Source organism: Streptomyces sp. NBC_00996 (genome assembly GCF_045162675.1).
Classification (GTDB): domain Bacteria; phylum Actinomycetota; class Actinomycetes; order Streptomycetales; family Streptomycetaceae; genus Streptomyces.
In genome coordinates, this window is the sequence record NZ_CP108723.1 from 6,720,599 (window position 1) to 6,741,369 (window position 20,771).

Annotated in this window: 17 protein-coding genes; 12 read left to right on the top strand and 5 right to left on the bottom strand. The window is 67.8% G+C overall.

Annotation, left to right across the window (positions count from 1 at the left end; translation table 11 throughout):
• Positions 1–449: 449 nt before the first annotated feature.
• Entirely contained in the window at positions 450–980 is a 531-nt protein-coding gene (locus OG390_RS31660) for a DoxX family protein (RefSeq protein ID WP_406172808.1), read from the top strand.
• Here the strand turns inward: OG390_RS31660 and OG390_RS31665 are convergent.
• Both OG390_RS31665 and OG390_RS31670 read right to left on the bottom strand, forming a co-directional pair.
• Positions 977–1,201, bottom strand: coding sequence for a hypothetical protein (locus OG390_RS31665; RefSeq protein ID WP_406172809.1), 225 nt, complete (start codon positions 1,199–1,201; stop codon positions 977–979). The genes OG390_RS31660 and OG390_RS31665 overlap by 4 nt on opposite strands.
• Positions 1,188–2,609, bottom strand: coding sequence for a PspC domain-containing protein (locus OG390_RS31670; RefSeq protein ID WP_406172810.1), 1,422 nt, complete (start codon positions 2,607–2,609; stop codon positions 1,188–1,190). The genes OG390_RS31665 and OG390_RS31670 overlap by 14 nt, the downstream gene beginning before the upstream one ends.
• A 250-nt stretch (positions 2,610–2,859) precedes the next feature.
• On the opposite strand from OG390_RS31670, the gene OG390_RS31675 reads away from it, so the two are divergent.
• The 6 genes from OG390_RS31675 to OG390_RS31700 all read left to right on the top strand — a co-directional run bounded on the left by OG390_RS31675 (position 2,860) and on the right by OG390_RS31700 (position 11,116).
• A complete protein-coding gene (locus tag OG390_RS31675) occupies positions 2,860–4,185 on the top strand; it encodes a PspC domain-containing protein (protein WP_406172811.1) in 1,326 nt (441 codons plus the stop codon).
• Entirely contained in the window at positions 4,182–4,973 is a 792-nt protein-coding gene (locus tag OG390_RS31680; protein WP_406172812.1) for a LuxR C-terminal-related transcriptional regulator, read from the top strand. Before OG390_RS31675 ends, OG390_RS31680 begins: the two co-directional genes overlap by 4 nt.
• An 88-nt stretch (positions 4,974–5,061) precedes the next feature.
• The gene (locus tag OG390_RS31685) at positions 5,062–6,315 is read left to right on the top strand and encodes an ATP/GTP-binding protein (RefSeq protein WP_406172813.1); all 1,254 of its coding nucleotides are present in this window, start codon (positions 5,062–5,064) and stop codon (positions 6,313–6,315) included.
• Positions 6,315–7,034 (top strand): RloB family protein, encoded by a 720-nt coding sequence (locus tag OG390_RS31690; protein WP_406172814.1) that lies wholly within the window; start codon positions 6,315–6,317, stop codon positions 7,032–7,034. Before OG390_RS31685 ends, OG390_RS31690 begins: the two co-directional genes overlap by 1 nt.
• Positions 7,035–7,176: 142 nt before the next feature.
• Positions 7,177–9,927, top strand: a complete 2,751-nt coding sequence (locus OG390_RS31695; protein WP_406172815.1) for an N-6 DNA methylase — start codon at positions 7,177–7,179, stop codon at positions 9,925–9,927.
• Entirely contained in the window at positions 9,917–11,116 is a 1,200-nt protein-coding gene (locus tag OG390_RS31700) for a restriction endonuclease subunit S (RefSeq protein WP_406172816.1), read from the top strand. The genes OG390_RS31695 and OG390_RS31700 overlap by 11 nt, the downstream gene beginning before the upstream one ends.
• A 48-nt stretch (positions 11,117–11,164) precedes the next feature.
• Here the strand turns inward: OG390_RS31700 and OG390_RS31705 are convergent, their stop codons facing one another.
• Positions 11,165–12,001, bottom strand: coding sequence for an ATP-binding protein (locus OG390_RS31705; RefSeq protein WP_406172817.1), 837 nt, complete (start codon positions 11,999–12,001; stop codon positions 11,165–11,167).
• Positions 12,002–12,135: 134 nt separating this feature from the next.
• Between OG390_RS31705 and OG390_RS31710 the strand changes: the two genes are divergently transcribed.
• From OG390_RS31710 to OG390_RS31730, 5 genes are all read left to right on the top strand, one after another.
• On the top strand, positions 12,136–12,954 hold the full coding sequence (locus OG390_RS31710; RefSeq protein ID WP_406172818.1) for a helix-turn-helix domain-containing protein: 819 nt from the start codon (positions 12,136–12,138) through the stop codon (positions 12,952–12,954).
• Complete coding sequence (locus tag OG390_RS31715; protein ID WP_406172819.1) at positions 12,951–13,196, top strand: DUF397 domain-containing protein; 246 nt, start codon at positions 12,951–12,953, stop codon at positions 13,194–13,196. Before OG390_RS31710 ends, OG390_RS31715 begins: the two co-directional genes overlap by 4 nt.
• A gap of 244 nt (positions 13,197–13,440) precedes the next feature.
• Positions 13,441–14,442: a hypothetical protein gene (locus OG390_RS31720; protein ID WP_406172820.1), complete on the top strand. Its 1,002-nt coding sequence runs from the start codon at positions 13,441–13,443 to the stop codon at positions 14,440–14,442.
• 145 nt (positions 14,443–14,587) lie between these two features.
• Positions 14,588–18,256 (top strand): type I restriction endonuclease subunit R, encoded by a 3,669-nt coding sequence (locus tag OG390_RS31725; RefSeq protein ID WP_406172821.1) that lies wholly within the window; start codon positions 14,588–14,590, stop codon positions 18,254–18,256.
• Positions 18,257–18,260: 4 nt separating this feature from the next.
• Positions 18,261–19,049 carry a M48 family metallopeptidase gene (locus tag OG390_RS31730; RefSeq protein ID WP_406172822.1) on the top strand — a complete coding sequence of 263 codons (789 nt, stop codon included), beginning with the start codon at positions 18,261–18,263 and terminating at the stop codon, positions 19,047–19,049.
• On the opposite strand, the gene OG390_RS31735 is transcribed toward OG390_RS31730, so the two are convergent.
• On the bottom strand, positions 19,050–19,289 hold the full coding sequence (locus OG390_RS31735; RefSeq protein WP_406172823.1) for a hypothetical protein: 240 nt from the start codon (positions 19,287–19,289) through the stop codon (positions 19,050–19,052).
• Positions 19,290–19,393: 104 nt separating this feature from the next.
• The gene (locus tag OG390_RS31740) at positions 19,394–20,458 is read right to left on the bottom strand and encodes an NlpC/P60 family protein (protein WP_406172824.1); all 1,065 of its coding nucleotides are present in this window, start codon (positions 20,456–20,458) and stop codon (positions 19,394–19,396) included.
• Positions 20,459–20,771 lie beyond the last annotated feature (313 nt).

Consider the following 20,771-nt stretch of genomic DNA (forward strand, 5'->3'; position numbering starts at 1 on the left):
GGGTGGGGCGTGCGTCTGCGACTCCGGGCGGGTGCGGGTGGGGCATGCGTCCCCACTGCGGGTGGATGCGTCGGGCGCGTGCGTGTGCGGGTGCGCATCGGCGGGTGCGGCGTGCGGTCTGTTGCCCTCAGCCGGGCGGCATCCCACCCACCCGACTGGGATCCCCCGTGCGCTCTTCATCTCGGGCGGCAGTGGAGATCTTTCAGCCCGTCCGGCGTTTGAGGACGAGGCCGTTCAGGCCGTTGTGGCGGTCTGGGGGCGGCAGCCCCCAGGTAGGGGACGGGTAGGGGCGGAGGGGGCGAAATACGTGGTGCCGGGTGGCTGTGGAGGTGCGGTCGGCTGGGTGAAGGCGAGAAAACGGGCTCCCGGGGATTGAGCGGGGGCCCGCTGTCGTACGTATGGTCTGTTTGAGGGGCCAACGGCACCTGGGCGAGAGGCGGCGGAGAGCGATGACTCACGGTATGCGGACGGACACCCACGCCCCCTATCTCGACGAGAGGCGGGACTGGCGGGACTCCGCCGCCCGATACGCCCTGTTGCCCCTACGCGTCTTCCTCGGCGTCACCTTCATCTACGCCGGCCTCGACAAACTCACCAACAGCGCCTTCATGAAGGACTCCGGCGCGGGCTCGATCGGGGACATGATGCGCACCGTGCGTGGCTCCTCGGCGGTCCCCGCCCTGGTCGACCTGTCCCTGAAGAACCCCGTCGGCTTCGGCTACGCCATCGCCTTCGGCGAACTGGCCGTCGGGATCGGCACTTTGATCGGGCTGTTGGCCCGTCTCGCCGCGGTGGGCGGAGCCCTCATCTCCCTCAGCCTGTGGCTGACGGTGAGCTGGGCGTCCGACCCGTACTACTACGGCAACGATCTCGCCTACCTGATGGCCTGGCTTCCTCTCGTTCTCGCGGGTGCTTCGGTCTTCTCCGTGGACGCGGCCCTGCGAGCCCGGCGCAGGCAACGCGCCGGGGGGTATCGCTAGGCGCTCAGGTCCGGAGGCCTGGGCTCGGCGCGGCGTCTGCGCAGGCCGCGGGTCAGGAGGGCGACCGCGCCGGCCAGGCAGAGGCCGCCTGTGACGACGGGGATCACGACGAACCAAGGGGTCTCCCAGGCGCGCCCCGCGTCACCGGCGAAGGCGACGCCGGCGACGGTGAGGAAGAACCCCGCGACCAGCTTTCCCGGCTGGAACTCATGACGTAGCACGGGTCACCTCCGCCTGCCCCACGCCCACATGCAGGTCGAGGTCGAGCGTGCCGCCGTTCTTGTCGGCGGTCGTGGGTGACAGCGTCACCTGCTTGGACTTGCCCGGCTCCACGTCCACGTCCTTCTTGTCGTCGCCCGGCAACTGGATGTCTCCGACGCCCACGTCCACGTTCAGCTTCACGGTCGCGTCCTTGGGGAGGACGACCTTGAGCCGGCCGACGCCCACTTCGGCGCTCGTCGTCGCCGTCTGGCCCTTGGCCAGGTCGAGATGAGTGAGGTCCAAGGTGCCGACGCCGGTGCCGAGGTCGTAGTTCTTCTGGAGTTGGGTAGTGGCAGTGGGTGTCCAATCCTTTCGCGTCCAGTGCGTGCTGATGTCCTTGGGGAGCGCCGCGGAGGCTGCCAGCAGGGCCGCCGTGAGAACCGCCAAGAAGATCGATCCCGCGCCCGTACGCCCGAGGAAGGCGCTGATGGCTATGCCGAGGCCGAACACGATCAGCGCGCAGGCCAGGCCGGTCTGCAGGCTGGTGCCGAGCGCGTGGTCGTTCCAGGTGAGGCCGGTGCCGAGGCCTCCCGCGAGGAGCGCGAGCAGGAAGACCCAGCCGCCGATCCAGCGGGGACCGCGCGGTTTCGGCTGCCGCGTCGAGCGCTGGTCGCGTATGTCCTGGCGCGTCGTGCCGCGGGCGATGTCGACCGCCGCCGCGACGTCCCGGTCCCGTGCGTCCTCCGGTCCCCAGAGATAGCCGGTGCCGCCGACGTGAGATCCGTCCTTGACGATCGGGTCGCGCCACCAGGAGGGATAGGAGGCGGGCACGGGCGGTGCCTGCGCCTCGGGCGGGGCGTCGGCGACGGCCTGGGCGGCGAGCGGGTCGGGGTCGGGGGCACCGCGCTGCTGCGACCAGTACCCCGCACCGGCCAGGAGGAGCGAGAGGACGACGGCGAAGGTCAGCACCCCGCCGTTGTTGAGCATGGAGAGGAACACCCCGCAGCCGACCAGCGCGAAGAGCACGGCCGCCAGTGCTTGCCCGTCCACGCGGCCGGTGAGCAGCTTGCGTACCTCGTTCTCCTCCTCGTCGTCGTACGGAACGAACAGCCACACGAAGCCGTAGAAGATGAGGCCGATGCCGCCGGTCGCGGAGAGCACCGCGAGCACGATCCGGAAGATCACCGGGTCCATTTCGCAGTGCCGGCCGAGACCGGCGCACACCCCGCCCAGCATCTTCTGGCGGTGGTCGCGCCGGAACTTGCGCGGGACCTCGGGCGCGGCCGGGTCCTCGTGCGCGCGCGGCTCCGCACCTTTGGCGGGGCCCGGTGCGGGCGGCACGGCGTCCCGCGGCCCGGTGCCCGGTGGTGGGGCGCCCGGGCCGGGGCCGGGGTCCGGCTCCGCGGCCGCGTGCTGCTGATCTGTCATGTGTCCATGGTGACGGGCGAGGAGGCGCGACGGCAGTCGGGATGACCCTGGCCGAACCCTGATATCGGCCCTGACGGGGGCCGGGGTGGGGCTTCACCCACAGGCTTCCTGAGGATCGATCACCGGCTCCCGAGAATCGATCACCGTTCCCCGAGGTTCGATCACCGGTTTCCCGAGCCTCGATCGATGGTTTTCCGGGCATCGGTCGATGGTTCTCCGAAGATCAGGGGCGTCTCGGGGGTCGACCCTGATGCCCAGGCCTGCCAAGCGTGTGAACATCGATGGCATGCCGGAAGCCGCAGCCCTGCCACTCGACGACCCGCGGCCTGCGCGCAAGCTCTACCGCAGCAGCGACGGGCGCTGGCTCGGGGGCGTGGCGCGAGGGCTCGCCGGGCATCTCGGGCTACCCGTGATCTGGGTGCGGCTGGTGTTCGTCGGACTGTTCATGGCGGACGGGCTGGGGGCGCTGCTGTATGCAGCGTTCTGGTTCTTCGTGCCGCTCGGCGTCGGCGGCGTCGGTTCCGGGCGCACACCGGCCTTCAGCACCGAGACCGCGCCCGACGGCCGCCGCAGACTGGTGGCCCGCAAGCCGGACAAGGGCCAGATCGTGGCCCTGCTCCTCATGGTCGTCGTGGCCATGGTCTTCGTCGGCAATGTGAACCTCGGCGGGGGAGCCAAGGCGTATCTGTGGCCGACGGTCCTCGTCGGCGCGGGCGTCGCCCTGGTCTGGCGCCAGGCGGACAACGCGCGGCGGGCCCGCTGGGTGGAGGTGGGCCGCCGCCGCCGTACGCTCACGCTGCTGCGTTCCGCGGCGGGCGTCCTGCTGGTCACGGCCGGAGTCTCCGGAATATTCGTCCTCCAGGGCTCGGCCGCCCACCTCGGCTCGGTCCTCCAGGCCGCCCTCGCTGTCCTCGTCGGCATAGCGCTGCTCGCCGGCCCCTATCTCGTCCGAATGACCCAGGACCTCTCCGAGGAGCGCCTGATGCGCATCCGCGCCCAGGAGCGGGCCGAGGTCGCCGCCCATGTCCACGACTCCGTGCTGCACACCCTGACCCTGATCCAGCGCAACGCGGACAATGGCAACGAGGTGCGACGGCTCGCCCGCGCCCAGGAGCGAGACCTGCGCGCCTGGCTCTACAAGCCGGAGGGGACCGGGAAGGACGAGGCCGACGAGCCCGACACCCTCGCCGAAGCGGTCCGGCGCCATGCCGCCGAGGTCGAGGACAAGCACGGCGTCCCGATCGAGGTCGTGGTCGTCGGTGACTGTCCGCTCGACGAAGGCCTGACCGCACAGATGCAGGCCGCGCGGGAAGCGATGGTGAACGCGGCCAAGTACGGTGGCGAGGGCGGCGCGGTGCAGGTCTACGCCGAAGTCGAGGGCAGGACGGTCTTCGTGTCCGTCCGCGACCGCGGCCCCGGCTTCGACCTCGACGCGATACCCGCCGACCGCATGGGCGTTAGAGAATCGATCATCGGCCGCATGGAGCGCAACGGCGGTACGGCGCGACTGCGCGCGGTGCCGGACGGCGGCACGGAGGTCGAGCTGGAGATGGAGAGGGCGGAGAAGACGTCATGAGCGACGTGAACGGGCCTGTGGAGTCCGGCAGTTCTGCGGAGAAGACCCCTTCGGCCGCCGCATCCGAAGAGGCCGTGGACGCGGCCGGGTCGGCCGGTGCCGGTGCCGGTACAGGGGCGGGTGCCGGGCGTCGTGCGCGGGTCGTGCTCGTCGACGACCACCGGATGTTCCGTACGGGCGTGCAGGCCGAGATCGGTCAGACCGAGCGGACCGGTGTCGAGGTGGTCGGCGAGGCCGCCGACGTCGACCAGGCGGTCACCGTCATCACGGCCACCCGGCCCGAGGTCGTCCTGCTCGACGTCCATCTGCCGGGCGGCGGCGGTGTCGAAGTGCTGCGTCGCTGTGCCCCGTTGATGGGTGACGCCGAGCAGCCGGTCCGCTTCCTCGCGCTGTCCGTGTCGGACGCGGCGGAGGACGTCATCGGGGTGATCCGTGGTGGTGCCCGGGGGTATGTCACCAAGACGATCACCGGCACGGACCTCGTGGACTCCATCTTCCGTGTCCAGGACGGCGACGCGGTGTTCTCGCCCCGCCTGGCCGGATTCGTCCTCGACGCGTTCGCCTCGACCGACGCCCCGCCCGTGGACGAGGACCTCGACCGCCTCACCCAGCGCGAGCGCGAGGTCCTCCGCCTCATCGCCCGTGGCTACGCGTACAAGGAGATCGCCAAGCAACTGTTCATCTCCGTCAAGACGGTCGAGTCCCATGTCTCGGCGGTGCTGCGGAAGCTCCAGCTGTCGAACCGCCACGAGCTGACGCGGTGGGCGACGGCACGGCGGCTGGTCTGACGTCGGCAGAGGCTCGCACCGGTGTGACCGTCCGGTAGGCGTGTGCGCGATCACGCGGATACCCTGTGCGCGACGGGAGGAGAACGGCATGCTTCTGAGATTCCGTGTGGCGAATGTGCGGTCGCTGCGCGACGAGCAGGAGCTGTCCTTCGTCGTGCCCCAGGGCGAGGAGTCGGACGCCGCCCGCACACTGACCTTGTCGGACGGCAAGTCGCTACAGGTCTATCCGCTCCTTGGAATCTTCGGCGCGAACGCTTCGGGCAAGTCCAATGTGATCTTCGCGCTGAAGAAGATGAAGGCGGCGGTCCTCGGGTCCTACGGCGAGTGGACGTCGTACCAGGGGATTCCCCGTGAGGAGTTCGCGCTCGACCCGAAGTCGGCCGCGGAAAGCACCTTCTACGAGGCGGATTTCGTACTCGATGATGGTGTGCGCTGGACCTACGGGTTCGAGCTCGGGCCGAGAGTGGTGGAGTCCGAGTGGCTGCACGCCTATCCCAAGGGGCGGCGCCAGGTCTGGCTGGACCGCGACGTCACGCGGGACAACGTATTCGAGTTCCCGGGCGACCGTATCCACGACCGCGCGCTGCTCGCCCGGACCACGCGCCCGAACGCCCTCCTGCTGAGTCGGGCGGCGAACGACAACCACCCTCAACTCACCAGAATCTACGACTGGTTCAACCAGAACCTGTGGGATGTCACGCCGGAGACCGAGCGCACGCAGCGCGAGGCCTACACCGCCCGGCAACTGCTCGACGAGGGTGCTCGCGACCGTATCGAGGAACTCCTTCGTGTCGCCGATCTCGGTATCCGGGGCGCGGAGGTGGAACAGCGCCCGGGGCAGTCACCACTCGTGCGGCTGTTGCACGGTGGTGACTCCGACGAACCCGTGGCACTGGACTGGCAGCGAGAATCGTTCGGCACACGTTCGTGGTTCGCACTGATCGGACCGCTACTGCTGGCGCTGGACAAGGGCGCCGTCCTGCTGATCGACGAGCTTGACTCCAGCCTGCACCCACGTTTCGCCGCAGAGGTCGTACGCCTTTTCCAGGCGCCGTGGGTCAACACAAAGGGCGCCCAGCTGGTCTTCACCTCCCATGCCCCGTCGCTTCTCAAGTCCCCCAGAGGCGGGCGCCCCCTGGAACCGGGACAGATCTGGCTCACGGAGAAGGACGCGGGCGGTGCCACGGAGTTGTACCCGCTGAGTGACGCGGAGCCGGGGCCCGACGAGGACCTCACGGACTCCTACCTCGCGGGGGCTTTCGGCGCCGTTCCGAAGGTGACCCAAGGACAGATCGGCCGCAGAGTGCTCACGGCACTGGCAGGGGAGGCAGAGCGTTCCTGATGGCGAGGGACAAGGGGCGGGACAACATCACAGGCCGGCACAAGCGAGTGCTGCCGCAGGATCGACCGCGTGAGGTGTACGTCTTCACCGAGGGCGAGGTCACCGAGCCGGAGTTCATCGAGTTCGTCACCGCACAGGGCACCCGCGCACAACAGGGCCGTGAGGTCATCTGCAGTGTCGAGAACCTGAACGCGCCGACGAAGCGCCGCAAGCCGCTGCCGCTCGTGGACGAGGCCATCGGGAAGTGGACCGAGGTCCAGAGGGCCGCCAAGAAGGCGAAGCTGGATCCCGAGAGCTGGAACTGGCCTCAGGTGTGGTGCCTCTTCGACCGGGACCAGCACGAGGACATCCCGACCGCGTTCTCGCGAGCCCGGAAGGCGAAGCTGCACGTCGCCTATTCCCACCCCTGTTTCGAGCTGTGGCGTCTGCTCCACTACCAGAACTACACGAGCACACTCGGCGGCGTCTGCGACAGCGCGGCGGGCAAGCTGAAGAACCAGCACGGCTTTGCCCAGACCTACGGCCCCACCATCCGGTCCGTCTCCCCGGAGCAGGCCAAGCGCGTCATGCCCGGTCAGCTGCAGGGGAAGTACAAGAAGGCCCGGCAGCACGCCAAGCAGATCAGCGCGGGGCACAAGGGCCCCGATCAGAACCACTGGGACCCGTACACCAACGTATGGAGTTTCGTGGAGGACGGCCTGGACGTGATCGACTACTGACCTGCTGGGGGCGCAGGCCGGCTCGGCACTCCTGCAGCGGACGGTGACTGGCTGGATACGGTGCTTCCGTGTGCCCGGCAAGCCGTAGGCTTCCCGGTGCATCCGCAACCGGACATCCAGTCATCTCAGGGGAGTGCCGTACGTGGCCAAGCTCACGCTCGCGCAGTTGGAACGCCATCTCTTCGCGGCGGCGGACATCCTGCGCGGCACGATGGACGCCGCCGAGTACCGCGACTTCATCTTCGTCCTGCTCTTCCTCAAGCGCGTCAACGACGAGTTCGAGGCCGCGCGCGAGGCGATCGTCGCGGAGCGGCTGAAGGCCGGTGAGAGCCGCGAGGACGCCGAGGACGACGCCGAGCAGTTCGAGTTCTACCGTCCTCGCGGTGTCATCTTCGTCCCGGAGAAGGCCCGCTGGGAGCTGCTGGCCGGTGCCCAGGACAACGTGGCCATGGAGTACCTCCAGCCCGCCCTGGACGCCCTGGAGAACCAGGAGGGCAACAGCGAACTCCGCGGTCTGTTCGGGCACGTCAACTTCAACCGTATCGGCGGCGGCAGCAGCGGCCAGGGCTCTGCGGCAGGGCTCGCCGACCGGCGTCTTGAGGCCCTGATCGAGCACTTCGGCAGCATCCGGCTGCGCGGGGAGGACTTCGAGTTCCCCGACATGATCGGCGCCGCGTACGAGTACCTGATCAAGGACTTCGCGGACTCGGCCGGCAGCAAGGGCGGCGAGTTCTACACCCCGCGTTCCGTCGTCCGCATGATGGTCGAGCTGGCCCGGCCGCACGGCGGCATGCGGATCTACGACCCGTGCGTCGGCTCCGGCGGCATGCTCATCCACGCCATGGAGTACATCGACGAGCACGGCGAGGACTCCGACGACCTGCTGCTCGCCGGGCAGGACGCGAACAGCGGCTCCTGGGTCATGGCCACCATGAACATGCTCTTCCACAGTGCCAAGCACTTCTCCCTGCGGACCGGCGACACACTCACCACCCCTCTCCACCCGGAGCGGGACTTCGACCTGGTCCTCAGCAACCCGCCGTTCTCCATGGACTACAAGCAGTCCGAGGTGCCGGACCTGCTGACGCGGATGCCGTACGGCCAGACCTCCGAGCGCGGCAAAGCCGACCTGATGTTCCTCCAGCACATGCTGGACATGGTGAAGAAACGGGCCGGAGCCGTGTTCACCGTCATGCCGCACGGTGTGCTGTTCCGCGGCGGCGAGGAACGCAAGATCCGCGCGGAACTGCTCAAGCACGACCTGATCGAGGCGGTCATCGGCCTCGCCCCGAACCTTTTCTACGGCACCGGTATCCCGGCCTGCGTGATCGTGCTGCGCGCACCGGGCCGGGCGGAGCAGCAGGACCGGCGCGGCAAGGTCCTGTTCATCAACGCGGACCGGGAGTTCCACGCGGAGCGCGCGCAGAACGTCCTCCTGCCCGAGCACGTCGAGAAGATCGTCTCCACGTTCCACGCCTTCAAGGACGCGGAGGGCTTCGCGCGGGTGGTCGACCGCGCCGAACTGGAGGAGAACGACTACAACTTCAACATCCGCCGCTACGTCGACAACACCCCGCCACCCGAGCCGCAGGACGTACGGGCGCACCTGGTGGGCGGTGTCCCGGTCGCGGAGATCGAGGCGAAGAAACCGCTGCTGGACGCGTACGGCATCGGGGTCCGGGATCTCTTCGCGGTCCGCGAGGACGACCCCGCGTACGTCGACTTCCTGCCCGAGGGCGAGCGCCCGGACGCGGCCCGCCTGGCCGAGCTGGCGAGCGGACGTGAGCAGAAGCTGTGGGCCGCCTTCGAGGAGTGGTGGGACTCGGAGACCGAGCAGATCGCCGCGCTGGAGCCCATCGAGGGCGACGACCGCACGGAGCATGAGCGCAAGGCGCAACTGGCTCGCCTGCGCGCCGACTTGATCGACTCCTTTCGGCAACGTCTGCTGCGGGTAGGCCTGCTGGACCGGTACGCACTCGCCGGCGCGGTCGCCGGATGGTGGCACGACGCCAAGAACGAGCTGAAGGCACTGTCGGTGAACGGCTTCGCCGGTGTCGTCGACGGATGGGTCGAGACGGTCGAAACGATGCTCGCGCCCGAGCCCGACCCGCGCACGGGCGGCGCTCGTGACCGTACGGCGGCGGAACGCCGGCAGGCGTACGGCCACAAGGTGGTCGCAGCGATCGCCCCCGACTTCCTGGAGGAACTGGCCTCGGCGGACCACACGCACGCGGAACTGGACGCGAAGGTGAAGGCGGGGCTGGAGGCGGAAGCCGCGCTGGCGGCGGCTCGGGCCGCGGCGGAGGCCGGTGAAGACGGTGAGTCCTCGGAGGACGGCGAGGAGTCCGGGGGAGCCGGGGCCGGGGAGATCGATCCCGCGCTGGCGGAGGCGGTCCTCAGCGACGCGGAGATGCGTGACCTGAAGAAGCGGCGCACTGCGGCGAAGAAGGTCATCGAGGAGTTGGAGGACGACTTCTGGCCGGTGCCGGGGGTCCGGAGGAAGAAGCGGGAGCAGTCGGAGAAGGCGGCCAAGAGGAAGGCCACGGCTTCGGCGGCGCAGGCTCAGCAGGAGACTTTGCTGACGCTTCCTGTTGAGGAGAGTGGCGGTGAGGTGGCCGAGCCCGCGTTGGCCGCGCCAGAGCCGAGGCTGAAGAGGGTGCGCCGGGCCGTGGCCGAGGCCGGGGGAGAACGGGACGTGGTCCTGGGCATCCTGCGGGACGACCTCGCGGGGAAGCTGGGCGGTCACGTGGTGCGTCGCCAGCGGGAGATGGTAGAGGCGTATCGGGTGTGGGAGGGGAAGTATGGGGTTTCGTTGCGGGATATTGAGGGGCGGCGGGAGAAGGCGGCTGGAATGCTGGACGGCTACCTGAGGGAGTTCGGGTATGTCTCGTGATGCCGATGCCCGTTGGATGTCCATCAATTCTGTGGCTACAGTCGCTTCCGGTGCGACACCTTCGAGAATTCGCGACGATTATTGGGTGGATGGAATTTACCCTTGGGTGAGAACTAGCGAAATCAACTTCAAGGCGATTGACGGCACGGCAGAGCGTGTTACAGAAGCGGGTAAAAGGGGGGCTAACCTCAAGATTTTTCCTTCGGGCACGATTCTTCTGGCCATGTACGGCGAGGGGGCGACCCGAGGGCGTTCGGCGATTCTGAATACTGCAGCCGCTGTAAATCAAGCCACCGCGGTAATCCAATGCAATTCACAAGATGTGGACTCTCGATATCTCTACCACTATCTTGAAAATAGCTATGAGGATATTCGAAAGATTGGGCAAGGGTCGAATCAGACCAATTTGAATGCCAGAATTGTTGGAAACATTAGAGTGGCGGTGCCATCGCTGGAGAGGCAGCGCAAGATTGTCGAGGTGCTTGCAGGGTTTGCTGATGAGGAGCGAACTGTCGAGGCTTCCATTGTGAAGCTCAAGCTCATGCGTGCCGGGCTTGTTCAAGGCTTGGACAGGTATGAGCAATGCACTCTCCGGTCGATTGTGATAGATGGCCCTCAAAATGGGATCTACAAGCCGGGTAGCTCGTATGGGCTTGTCGGCACTCCCATCGTTCGGATCAATAGTTTTGGCGGCGGGCCATCGGTTCTAAATTCCGGACTACTCAGGGTCGAGGTGGCGTCCGCGGAGGCTGCGAAGTACAGATTGAATGAGGGGGAGCTTCTACTCAATAGAGTAAATACGGTGGACCTTGTAGGTAAGGCGACCGTGGTGGCGAGGCTTGATGAGGAGACGGTGTTCGAGTCCAACATCATGCGCTGTGCGCTCGATCCTGAACGAGCTATTCCTTCCTTCGTAGAGGCTTGGATGTCGGGAACTTCAGTGAAGCGACATTTCCTGCGAAGAGCGAAGACGGCGGTTTCGCAAGCAAGTCTCAATCAAGGTGACGTGCTGTCTTGCCCATTTCCCTTTGTTCCGATTTCGACGCAAAGGAAATTTCTCGATGGTCTGGATCTCATTGATTCCCAGATTCAGGCTGGAGAGTTGGAGTTGAAGAAGCTGGGAGATGTTAGGCGTGGACTAGCTGATGATCTGTTGCCTGGCAAGGTCCGGGTGCGCGACGTCGCGTAGACCGACGGTGCTGCTGGAGAGCGGCGGGCCCGGAGGCCCACGTTGCGATCAGGCGGCGTGAGCCTCGAACCACAGCCACAGCGAGCCGAGGTCGTGGCCTGGTGTGAGCCGTACGTTGGCGTCGAGAGCGGAAGCAAGGGTGCGCAACAAGCTGACAGTGGGCTCGGTCCCGCCCTCCTCGATGCACTCGATTTCGTCCTGGGTCATTCCGGCCCGCTCGGCTAGATCCGCCGACGTCAGCCCCAGAGCCGTCCGGCGGTCGTAGAGGGCCTTGCCGAAGGCCAGCGCCTCCCGGATGGCGATCCGCTCCGGGTCATCGGTCTCGGCACCTGATGGTGTCCAAGGAATGTGCTCGCCAGTCATCACACCTCCCTCGGCTTTCGGAGTGGCCAACGCCGTACCACGCGTTGCGTCACCGTAGTCCTCAGCGCTGCAGCAGGGCTCGACGAGTGAGAGTTCGAACCAGACCGTCTTGCCGATGCCGTACGGCCGTGGGACCGCGCCCCAGGTGTCCGCGAGCGCGGTCACCAGCGACAGGCCGCGCCCGGACTCGTCGCCCTGGGCTGCGCATCGGGGCTCGGGCAGCGTGTCGTCAGCGTCCGCTACGGAGATGCGGAGGCGGTCGTCGTCCACCGCGCAGCGGGCCCAGATCTCTCGGCCCGGGGAGACCTTCGCGTGGTGGTACGCGTTCGTCATCAGTTCGCTGAGCAGGAGCACTGCCGTCTCCGTCACCTCGGTAGGGAGCTTCCATGAAGTGGCCTGCTCTCGGAGGAGAGTTCGGGCCCTGCTCACGCTGCGGGCGTGGCGGGGCAGACGCCACTCGATGTCCTGGGGGACAGCCGTAGGGGTCTCGTGGGGAGCGAGGCCTGTGGGGGGCTTTGGCATGCGCGCTTCGATCCTCGGAGGGAGTCTCTGTCATTTGCAGTGATCAGAGTGGTGATCGGCGCGTAGCCTCGGGAGTAGCGGAACGGGTACACAGCGTGCTTGTACACGGCGTGTCTACGGGAGGCGGGTGGACCGTGGCTTCGGGGGAGTCCCAGCAGGCGCAGCAGAACTGGCGTTACTGCGGAGGTCAGATCAAGCTGTGGCGGGAGGAATCAGGGGTCAGTCGCCAGCGGCTGGCCGACGAGGCCGGCTACGACTACGAGTACGTCAAGTCGATGGAGTGCGGTAGAAGGCGGCCGACGCTGAGGCTCTTGCAGGTCGCCGATCAATTGTGCGGTGCGCGGGGAAAGTTGGCGGCTGGACACGAGTTCCTGAAGCCTGAGCCCTTTCCTGCGCGGTCGCAGGAGTACATGGCGATCGAGGCCGACGCGATTGCCGTGCATGACTACTCGCTGGGGCTGATTCCGGGTCTGTTGCAGACCAAGGAGTACGCGCGGGCGCTGATCAGCGAGAGCTGCCCACCGCTGGACGACGAGACGGTGGAGGAGCGCGTTCGGGCTCGACTGGCCAGGCAGGAAGCGCTGAAGCGCCGCGCCAAGACGGTGTACGGCTTCGTCATTTATGAGGCCGCGCTGCGGACGGAGGTCGGCGGACGAGAGGTCATGCGGCAACAGCTGCTTCATCTGTCGGCCGTTGGCGCACTACGCAACGTGTCGATCCAGGTGCTGTTGTATGCGTCAGTTCCCCCAGTGGCACTCGGTGGGTCGCTGATTCTCGTGGAGACCAAGGAGCATGAGCACTACGCCTATGTTGAGGGGCAAGAGACGGGGGTGCTGTATGCCGATGCGGACAAGCTCAACGCCCTGACGCAACGCCATGGCATGATCCGCATGCAGGCGCTTAACGTCGAAGAGTCTGTTCGGTTCATCAGAAAGGTGGCGGAGGAGCTATGAGCGCCAGGCTGGCATGGTTCAAATCCAGCTACAGCGATGACCAGGGTGGCGCGTGCCTCGAAGTCGCCTACCCCTGGCGCAAGTCCAGCCACAGCGACGCTCAGGGTGGCGCGTGCCTCGAAGTCGCCGCCTGCCCCCACACCGCCCACGTCCGAGACTCGAAGCTCGGCGCTCGGAGTCCTCAACTCGCCGTGGCCGCCAGCGCCTGGGCCGCCTTCGTCGCCCACGCCCGCAGCCTCTGATCCCCGGCGCTTGAGCCCCGGGCTTCGGGCCCCGAGATCCGAGCTCTGTTTGTGAGGATTGGGTGGTTGGTTCAACCCAACCTCCCTCCCAACCTCCGCGCGCACCACCGAACATGACTTTTCGTGACCGGCTTGCCACGCGGCGTTGCGAACGTCTAGCGTTCGCGACAACAAACAAACGACCCCGGCAGGTGTTACCAGCACCAAACCGGGGTCTGACCTCAAGATCGGAATCAGCGATCTCATGGCTTCCCAAGACCTTAACGCGGTCATGCCCGCGCCCGCACACCCCATGGCCAACCCCGGCTACGGCAAACGGTCCGCCCCAGATCGGCAGCCGTCCCGCCCCGGCGGCTTCGATCACCTTCCGCCCCGTGAGCGCTACATCGCCGCCTTCATCGACCGGCTCCCCGACGGTGCCGCCATGGACGCCAAGACCCTCGCCAAGGCGCTGCCCCTCTACGGCCAACAGGCCGTCCGCACCGCCCTCAACGAGCTCTCCCGGGCCGGCCACCTCCGTCGCGTACGACGCCGTGTGGAGAGCACGGCAACCGGCGACGGCGGCGAGAACGTGACCCGTTGGGTGTTCCGCACCTACTGGTCCCGCACCGCACGTGACAGCGAATGGTGGGCCCGGCTCCTCGACGGTGACGTACCGACTGAGGTTACGGACGGGACCTCCGTAGCAGCAGACCAGGCTGCTCCTGCAACCGACGCAGGCGACACCGCCGTACAGACCAAGGAAGAACAGCAAGCGGATCAAGCCGATCCACCACGGTCCCCCACAGAGCACCCCCGTCCCTCGGCCGCCTACGAAACCCTCGCCCGACTCGGCCGCACCGAACCCCGCCTGGCGCTCTCCGCCGCCGACTGCGCCGCTCTCGAAGACCTCGCCGCCGCATGGCTCGCCCGTGGTACGACACCGGCCGGCCTGATGCAATCCCTCGTTGCAGGGCTCCCCGAGCAGGTGTACTCACCCCGGGCCCTCGTGCACCGGCGCCTCCGCGACAAAATGCCGCCCGAGCTGCCCGCCCCGGAGGAGCACCCAGCACCCCGCGCACGCCTGATCATGGAGTGCACCGAGTGCCGCGTTCCCGGCCGCCCAGAGGCCCTGCCCGGCGGTCTCTGTCGGGCCTGCCGTGGCGGCACCACGGCCGAAGCGCCGCCGCAGGCACTGCCTCCCACGGCTGTCCACGTCCGAGCCGCGCAGGTGCGCGAAGCGATCCGTATGCCGCTGCGTGCGTGAGCCAGCAGTAGCGGCGCGTGGTTGAGCCCGCCCGTGGCTTGAACCGCACATCCCCGCACCACTTCCGCCTCGTCTGCCGCAGAATGGAACATCGGTCGGAACCGTTGGCCGAGGCCAGGCAGCACACGGGGAGAGGCGCGTACGCATGGCACGGGGCACGGTCGAACTGGACGAGGTGGAACGCCCGTTCGTCGAGCAGCTGAAGGCGATGGGGTGGCGGCACGTCCACGGACCGGAGCTCACCGGGCCTGACGACAAGCGGGCGTACGGGGACGTCCTGCTCACCCGGCGTCTCGGCTCGGCGATCCGGCGGATCAACCGTGTGTCGCGCAGCGGCGAGCCCTGGATGAGTGACGCGGATGTCCACAGCGCCATCGGCGAGCTGCGCAGAGCCGCACGCAACGTCGCCACGAAGAAGCTGAAGGACGTCAACAGCGACGTGACGAGTCTGCTGCTCAGCGGCACGCCCGCGACCGGGCACGAAGTGCACCACCAGGGCAAGACGGTGCATGTCCCGTACGTGGACTGGGAGTTGGAAGCACTCGACGACGCCGAGATCCTCAGGCGGAACGAGTTCCTCGTCGTCGACCAGCTCAGAGTGCGTGCCGCCGACGGCAAGGACGTCGTCCTCGATCTCGTCCTGTTCGTCAACGGGATCCCCGTCGTAGCCATCGAGTGCAAGAGCCCGGACGTGAAAGACCCGATAGGGAAGGCGATCCGCGATCTGCGGGCCTACTGCGGGGAGCCCCTGGACGACGACGTCCGGGCGCCGCACGACCGGCCGAGCGGTGTGCCGGAGCTCTTCGCCTCCGTACAGCTGCTCGTCGCCGCCAGCGGGGACGACGCGGCCCTCGGCACCATCACGTCGACCGAGGAGCACTTCGCCGCCTGGCGCAGCGTCACCCCGGACTACGAGGACGACGCGGCGCTGGTGCGCGCGCTGCAGGCCGTCCGACAGGACGACGGCAGGCGGCTGCTCGTCGATGGGCAGAAACTCACCGACCAGCACAAGCTCGCCGCCATCGTCCTCAAGCCTCGCAACCTGCTGAACGTCATGCGGCACTACGTCTTCGAGATGCCGGTGCAGACCAAAGAGGGAGAGCCGCCGCTGACCGTGAAGGCGGTGTGCCGGCATCAGCAGTACCGGGCCGTCGAGAAGATCGTGGCCAAGCTGCGGACCGGGCGTACCCGCCTCGACCCGGCGGCGGAGGACGACGAGCGTGGTGGTGTCATCTGGCACACCCAGGGCTCCGGCAAGAGTCTGACCATGGCCTTCCTCGCGCGTCGGCTCCAGAGCAGCCGGGACCCCGAGCTCAATCGGTTCACCCTCCTGGTCGTGACCGATCGCAAGCAGCTCGAACGGCAGTTGTCGGCGGCAGTGCGGGTCAGCGGTCGCCCCGTACGCATCGCGAAGTCCCAGGCGGACGTGGAAGGGATGTTGCAGAGGGCGGGCAAGCCCGGCGGGCGCGCGGTGATCTTCGCCATGATCCAGAAATACCTGGGGCGGGTTCCCGGGCTCGTCGCGGATACGGCGAACGACGACCGCGACCCGAGTGTCGAATTCGTGGCGGCGCAAGAGCGGATCGCCGACGGCGAGTCCGCCGAGGAGGCCGCGGATCCGACGCCGGACGAGGACGTCATCGACGAGGTCAGGCGACGGTTCAGCGAGTGCAGCACCTCGCCGTACGTGCTGGTGCTCGTCGACGAGGCGCACCGTTCGCACAGCTCGGTCCTGCACGCCTGCCTGCGGGACGCGGTGCCGAATGCCGCACGTATCGGCTTCACAGGTACGCCGATCATGAAGGGCAAGCTGCACGACACCGGGCGGATCTTCGGTCTTGAGCCGGACGACAAGTTCCTCGACGCCTATCTCATGGACGAGGCGGAGCGGGACAAGGTGGTCGTGCCCGTCCGTTACGAAGGGCGGGCCGGGCCCGCGAACGTGAAGGACGAGCGGGGGATCAACCACAAGTTCGAGGACCTCATCGCCACCCTGAGCGACGAGGACAAGGACAAGGTCCGCAAGGGACTGAAGCCCACCAGCCGCGATGTCGCCGAGTCCCTGCCCATCATCCGGCGCAAGGCCGTCGACATGCTGGAGCACTACGTCACCGGGCCGCTGACTGGGGGCTTCAAGGCCCAGGTGGCCGCCGTGAGTCGTCGTGCCGCCGTGCTCTACCGGCACATGCTGAACGACGCCCGTGCCGAACTGCTCGCCAAGGTGCGGGCCTTCGACCCGGCGACGCTGCGCCACAAGGACCTCAAGGACTACACCTGGGACGAGCTGGTGCTGTTGCGCGCCTGGCACTACCAGGAGCTGCTGCGCCGTATCGAGTTCGTACCGGTGATCTCTGCAGGGAACGAGCAGAAGAGTGGTCTGTGGCAGGAGTGGACGGACCCGCAGCGGCAGCAGGAACACATCGAGCAGTTCCTGGAGCCCTTTCCCGAGCTGCCGAAGGACAACCCGTGGATGGTGGACCATCCGCTGGAATACGACTCCGAGCCGGGTGGCGCGGTCGCCATGAACCCGTGGAGTGTCCCGCAGACCGCCCTGGTGGAGACAGGGGTGAATCCGTGGAGCGACCGGGAACAGCGGCCGATCGCCTTCCTCATCGTGAAGTCGATGCTGCTCACCGGGTTCGACGCCCCCATCGAGCAGGCCCTCTATCTGGACCGTCCCATCCAGGACGCCGAGCTGTTGCAGGCCATCGCCCGCGTCAACCGTCCGCGCAACGGCAAGGAGGAGGGCCGGGTCGTGGACTACTACGGGGTGCTGAACAACCTCGCGGTGACCCTGCCCGCGTACAAGGGAGACGGACCCGCGCTGAGTGCCGTACGCCGTCTGTCCAGCGAGGTGCCGGATCTGGAGGCGGCGGCTGCCGAAATGCAGCGGTTCCTGGACGGGCTCGGGATCACGCGTCTCGACACGGCCGAGGGCGTCACCAGCGGTCTATGGGCGCTGGGCGACCAGTCCGCTCGGGCCGACTTCGACAGCAAGATGGGCGCTTTCCTGGGTGCTCTGGAGCGTGTACTGCCGCACGAGGCGGCACTGAAGCAGATCCCGAGCGCACGGCAGTGGGCCGTGTTGCAGAGGCGGGTGCGTCGGCACTACCGGGACGACACCGGCGGTCAGTTCGCCCTGCGCGCGTACGGCCGGAAGGTGCGGGCGATGATCGCTGATCACCTCGACCTGCCCGAGTTGACGCAGGTGATCGCGCCCGTGTCCATTCTCGCGCCGGACTTCGACGAGGTCGTGGGGCGCATTCCTGAGGCGCGGGAATCGGCGGCGGAGCAGGTTCAGGCGCTCCGTTACCACCTGGAGGAGCGTCTGGAACAGGAGGATCGCCCGGTCTACCGAACGCTGTCGCAGGAGCTCCAGGAGATCCTCGACCAGTTCGACGGCCGCTGGGAGGAGATCAAGCAGCGGGTCGGGCCGCTCATCGACAGGGCCCGGAAGGCGGAGCAGGCCGATCCGGCTGTGGCTGATCTGAGTCCCGTCGAGCAGCGGCTGTACACCAAACTGTCGGAGCAACTGGCCGAGCAGCCGGCCTTCGAGCAGCCGGGCCAGGAGTTTCTGCGTCGGCTGACCGTCGATCTCACGTTGCTCATCTCCGGGCATGTAAACCGGGCGTCCTGGTCCGCCGACGAGTCCAGCCTGAGCGATCTCCGGATCGCTGTCTGGCACCAGCTGCGAGACGTGGGGCTGAAGCCTCGCGAGCGCGACCCGCAGCCGCTTCGTGACCTGTCCAACGCGATCGCTGGATACGCACAGCAGCATGCCGCCGCGTTCCGCGCGCAGGGGCGGGGACAATAGGGGCGTGCCCGCTCCTGTCCTGCCCTCCGACATCACCGACCGTCCACCTCTTGTCGACGGTCAGGTGCTCGTGGTGGATGGCAGGGAGCTCCTGATCAGTGTGAGCGCTCGGCGGAAGCGGCTGGGTCTCACGGTCGAGCGGGACGGGACGCTTACCTTGCGCGCGCCTGCGAGCTGTGAAACGGCGAGGGCAGAGGCCTTCGTTCGGCACAGCCGGGCCTGGATCGAGTCCAAGCTCCGGCTACGCGACCAGCACCGTCCTGCGCATCCGGTGCGTGAGTTCAGAGAGGGCGAGAGCTTTCGTTATCTGGGGCGCGAATACCGACTGCTCCTAGTGGATGAGGGCGGGCCCCGGGTGCGGCTCGCGGCGGGGCGGCTGCGGATGGACAAAGCAGTCGCTGCGGAGCCGCGCCGGGCACGGCGTGAGCTGATCGCCTGGTACAGGAAGGCCGGTCTGCGGTGGTCCAAGGACCGCCTCCAGCCATGGGCCGCCCGGATGGAAGTCCCCGAACCTGCTGTGACCGTTCGGGATGTCGGGAGTCGATGGGGAACCTACCGGCCGGGTGAGGGAGAGGCCGGGAAGATGGCACTCCACTGGGCCGTCTTCCAGCTGCCTGTCCATCTTGTTGACTATGTGATCGCTCATGAACTGGCACACATCAGAATTTCCGGACATGGGCCGGAATACTGGACTCTGCTCAAACGGGCCATCCCCGAGTGTGAAGCGCGGAAAGAGGAGCTCGATGACCTGGGCCGACGGCTGTGGTTGGGACAGTCCGCTGAACAGGGCTGACTATCTGGACGGTGGGTTCACGGCGAGGCCCTTGAAGAACGTGTAGTGGAACGCGCCGTCGCCGGTGGCCGTGCGGTGCAGGTCCGCGATGCCGCGCGCCCAGTCCGACGGGGTCATCAGGCCCGCGGAGAGGGCGTCTTCGCGTACGGACTCGATCATGGCGATGAAGGTGTTGCGGGTGAAGCCGTTCACCAGGGCGGGGCGGGAGCGGTCCGCGTAGACCGTACGAGGGCGGACCACGAGGGTCTGCTCCTCGGCTATGCCGCGTCCCCCGCCACGGCCATCGCCGAGGGAGTCACCGCGATCGGCGACGCGCTACGAGACCTGCGCTGAGAGTCCCCGGGTCACACCACCCGAGTGGCCCCGGCGAACGGCATCTCGTCGATCGGAGCCAGCCGCACCGGAGCCGTCGGGTTCGGTGCGTGAATCATCATGCCGTTGCCCACGTAGATGCCCACATGGCTGATGCCCGAGTAGAAGAACACCAGGTCGCCGGGGAGGAGCTCGGAGCGGGCGACGCGCCGGCCGGCGTTGATCTGCGCATAGGTCGTACGCGGCAGGGAGACGCCCGCGGAGCGGTACGCGGCCTGGGCGAGGCCGGAGCAGTCGAAGGCGTCGGGGCCCGTGGCCCCCCAGACGTAGGGACTGCCGAGCTTCTGATAGGCGTACGAGACGGCCGCCGCCGCACGGGAGTTGGGGGCGGCGACGGTGCCGGACGACGACACCGGGCCGAGGTCGCGGGCCGCGGAGCGCGAGGCGTGCAGGCCGACGCCGCCGGCCTCGCCGAACTGCGCGCGCTGATCGGGGGCGAGCTGCGAGAGCAGCCGCCGTGCCGCACCGAGTTTCCCGTTGATCGTCTTCTTGTGCTGCTTCAGCTCGGCCTGCCGCGACTTGAGAGAGGCCAGCTCGACGTGCGCGGCACCGCGCAACTGCTCGATCTCCCGCAGCTGCTTGCGCACGCGGCCCACGGCCGCCGCCTGCCGGCTGCCCGCCCGCTCGGCGAACGCGGCCCCGTCCAGGTACTGATCGGGATCGTCGGAGAGCGCCAGCTGCAGGGCGGGGTCGAGGCCGCCGCTGCGATACTGCGCCGCGGCTGTCGAACCCAGCGCGTCCCGCGCCGAGTTGAGCCGGTCCTCCTTGCGCGCCGCCTCGTCGCGCAGCGAATTGAGCCGCTCCTCCGCCTTGTCGGCCTTCTCCTTGGCACCGTTGTACTTCTCGGTGGCGACCTCCGCCTCCTCGTACAACTGGTCGACCTTGGCCTTCACCTGCGCCGGAGACAGCTGCGGATCGGCGTGCCCGGTCCCGTCGAAGCCGGTCGCCGTCGCCGCGCCCGCGAGGGCGATCGTGGCGGCTGTGCGGGCCGTGCTTCCACCGAGCGAGCGCTGACTGGGCTTGCGGTGCGCTGCCACGAGGGCCCACATCCTTCCGTACGACCGCGAGGGGAGCGCGGTCAAGCGGCGACACGTCCGGCGGCGGCCCACACAGGGGGAGCGGGCCGCCGCCGGACCTTCTCGGCGGTGGTGGCCGACGGCCGCCCCTGGCCCGGGCGGTGGTGGGGAGCCGGTCACCTGGTGGAGGACGCTAAACCTGGGAGTGAGGGGCCGGTAACGCCATGTACGGAACTGGCGGCACTGGATCGTCCAGTGACCGTATGTGACCGTGATCCCCGCCCTGCGCCGCCGACTTCACGCAGCGCGATGACCGATGCGGCGAATCCGGGGC

Bases quoted from the DNA above. Each gene is read 5' to 3' on its own strand.
- OG390_RS31705 (WP_406172817.1), bottom strand. From the start codon at position 12,001: ATGCCAAAGCCCCCCACAGGCCTCGCTCCCCACGAGACCCCTACGGCT.
- OG390_RS31685 (WP_406172813.1), top strand. From the start codon at position 5,062: ATGCTTCTGAGATTCCGTGTGGCGAATGTGCGGTCGCTGCGCGACGAG.
- OG390_RS31720 (WP_406172820.1), top strand. From the start codon at position 13,441: ATGGCTTCCCAAGACCTTAACGCGGTCATGCCCGCGCCCGCACACCCC.
- OG390_RS31690 (WP_406172814.1), top strand. From the start codon at position 6,315: ATGGCGAGGGACAAGGGGCGGGACAACATCACAGGCCGGCACAAGCGA.
- OG390_RS31670 (WP_406172810.1), bottom strand. From the start codon at position 2,609: ATGACAGATCAGCAGCACGCGGCCGCGGAGCCGGACCCCGGCCCCGGC.
- OG390_RS31680 (WP_406172812.1), top strand. From the start codon at position 4,182: ATGAGCGACGTGAACGGGCCTGTGGAGTCCGGCAGTTCTGCGGAGAAG.
- OG390_RS31660 (WP_406172808.1), top strand. From the start codon at position 450: ATGACTCACGGTATGCGGACGGACACCCACGCCCCCTATCTCGACGAG.
- OG390_RS31700 (WP_406172816.1), top strand. From the start codon at position 9,917: ATGTCTCGTGATGCCGATGCCCGTTGGATGTCCATCAATTCTGTGGCT.
- OG390_RS31715 (WP_406172819.1), top strand. From the start codon at position 12,951: ATGAGCGCCAGGCTGGCATGGTTCAAATCCAGCTACAGCGATGACCAG.
- OG390_RS31725 (WP_406172821.1), top strand. From the start codon at position 14,588: ATGGCACGGGGCACGGTCGAACTGGACGAGGTGGAACGCCCGTTCGTC.
- OG390_RS31675 (WP_406172811.1), top strand. From the start codon at position 2,860: ATGCCCAGGCCTGCCAAGCGTGTGAACATCGATGGCATGCCGGAAGCC.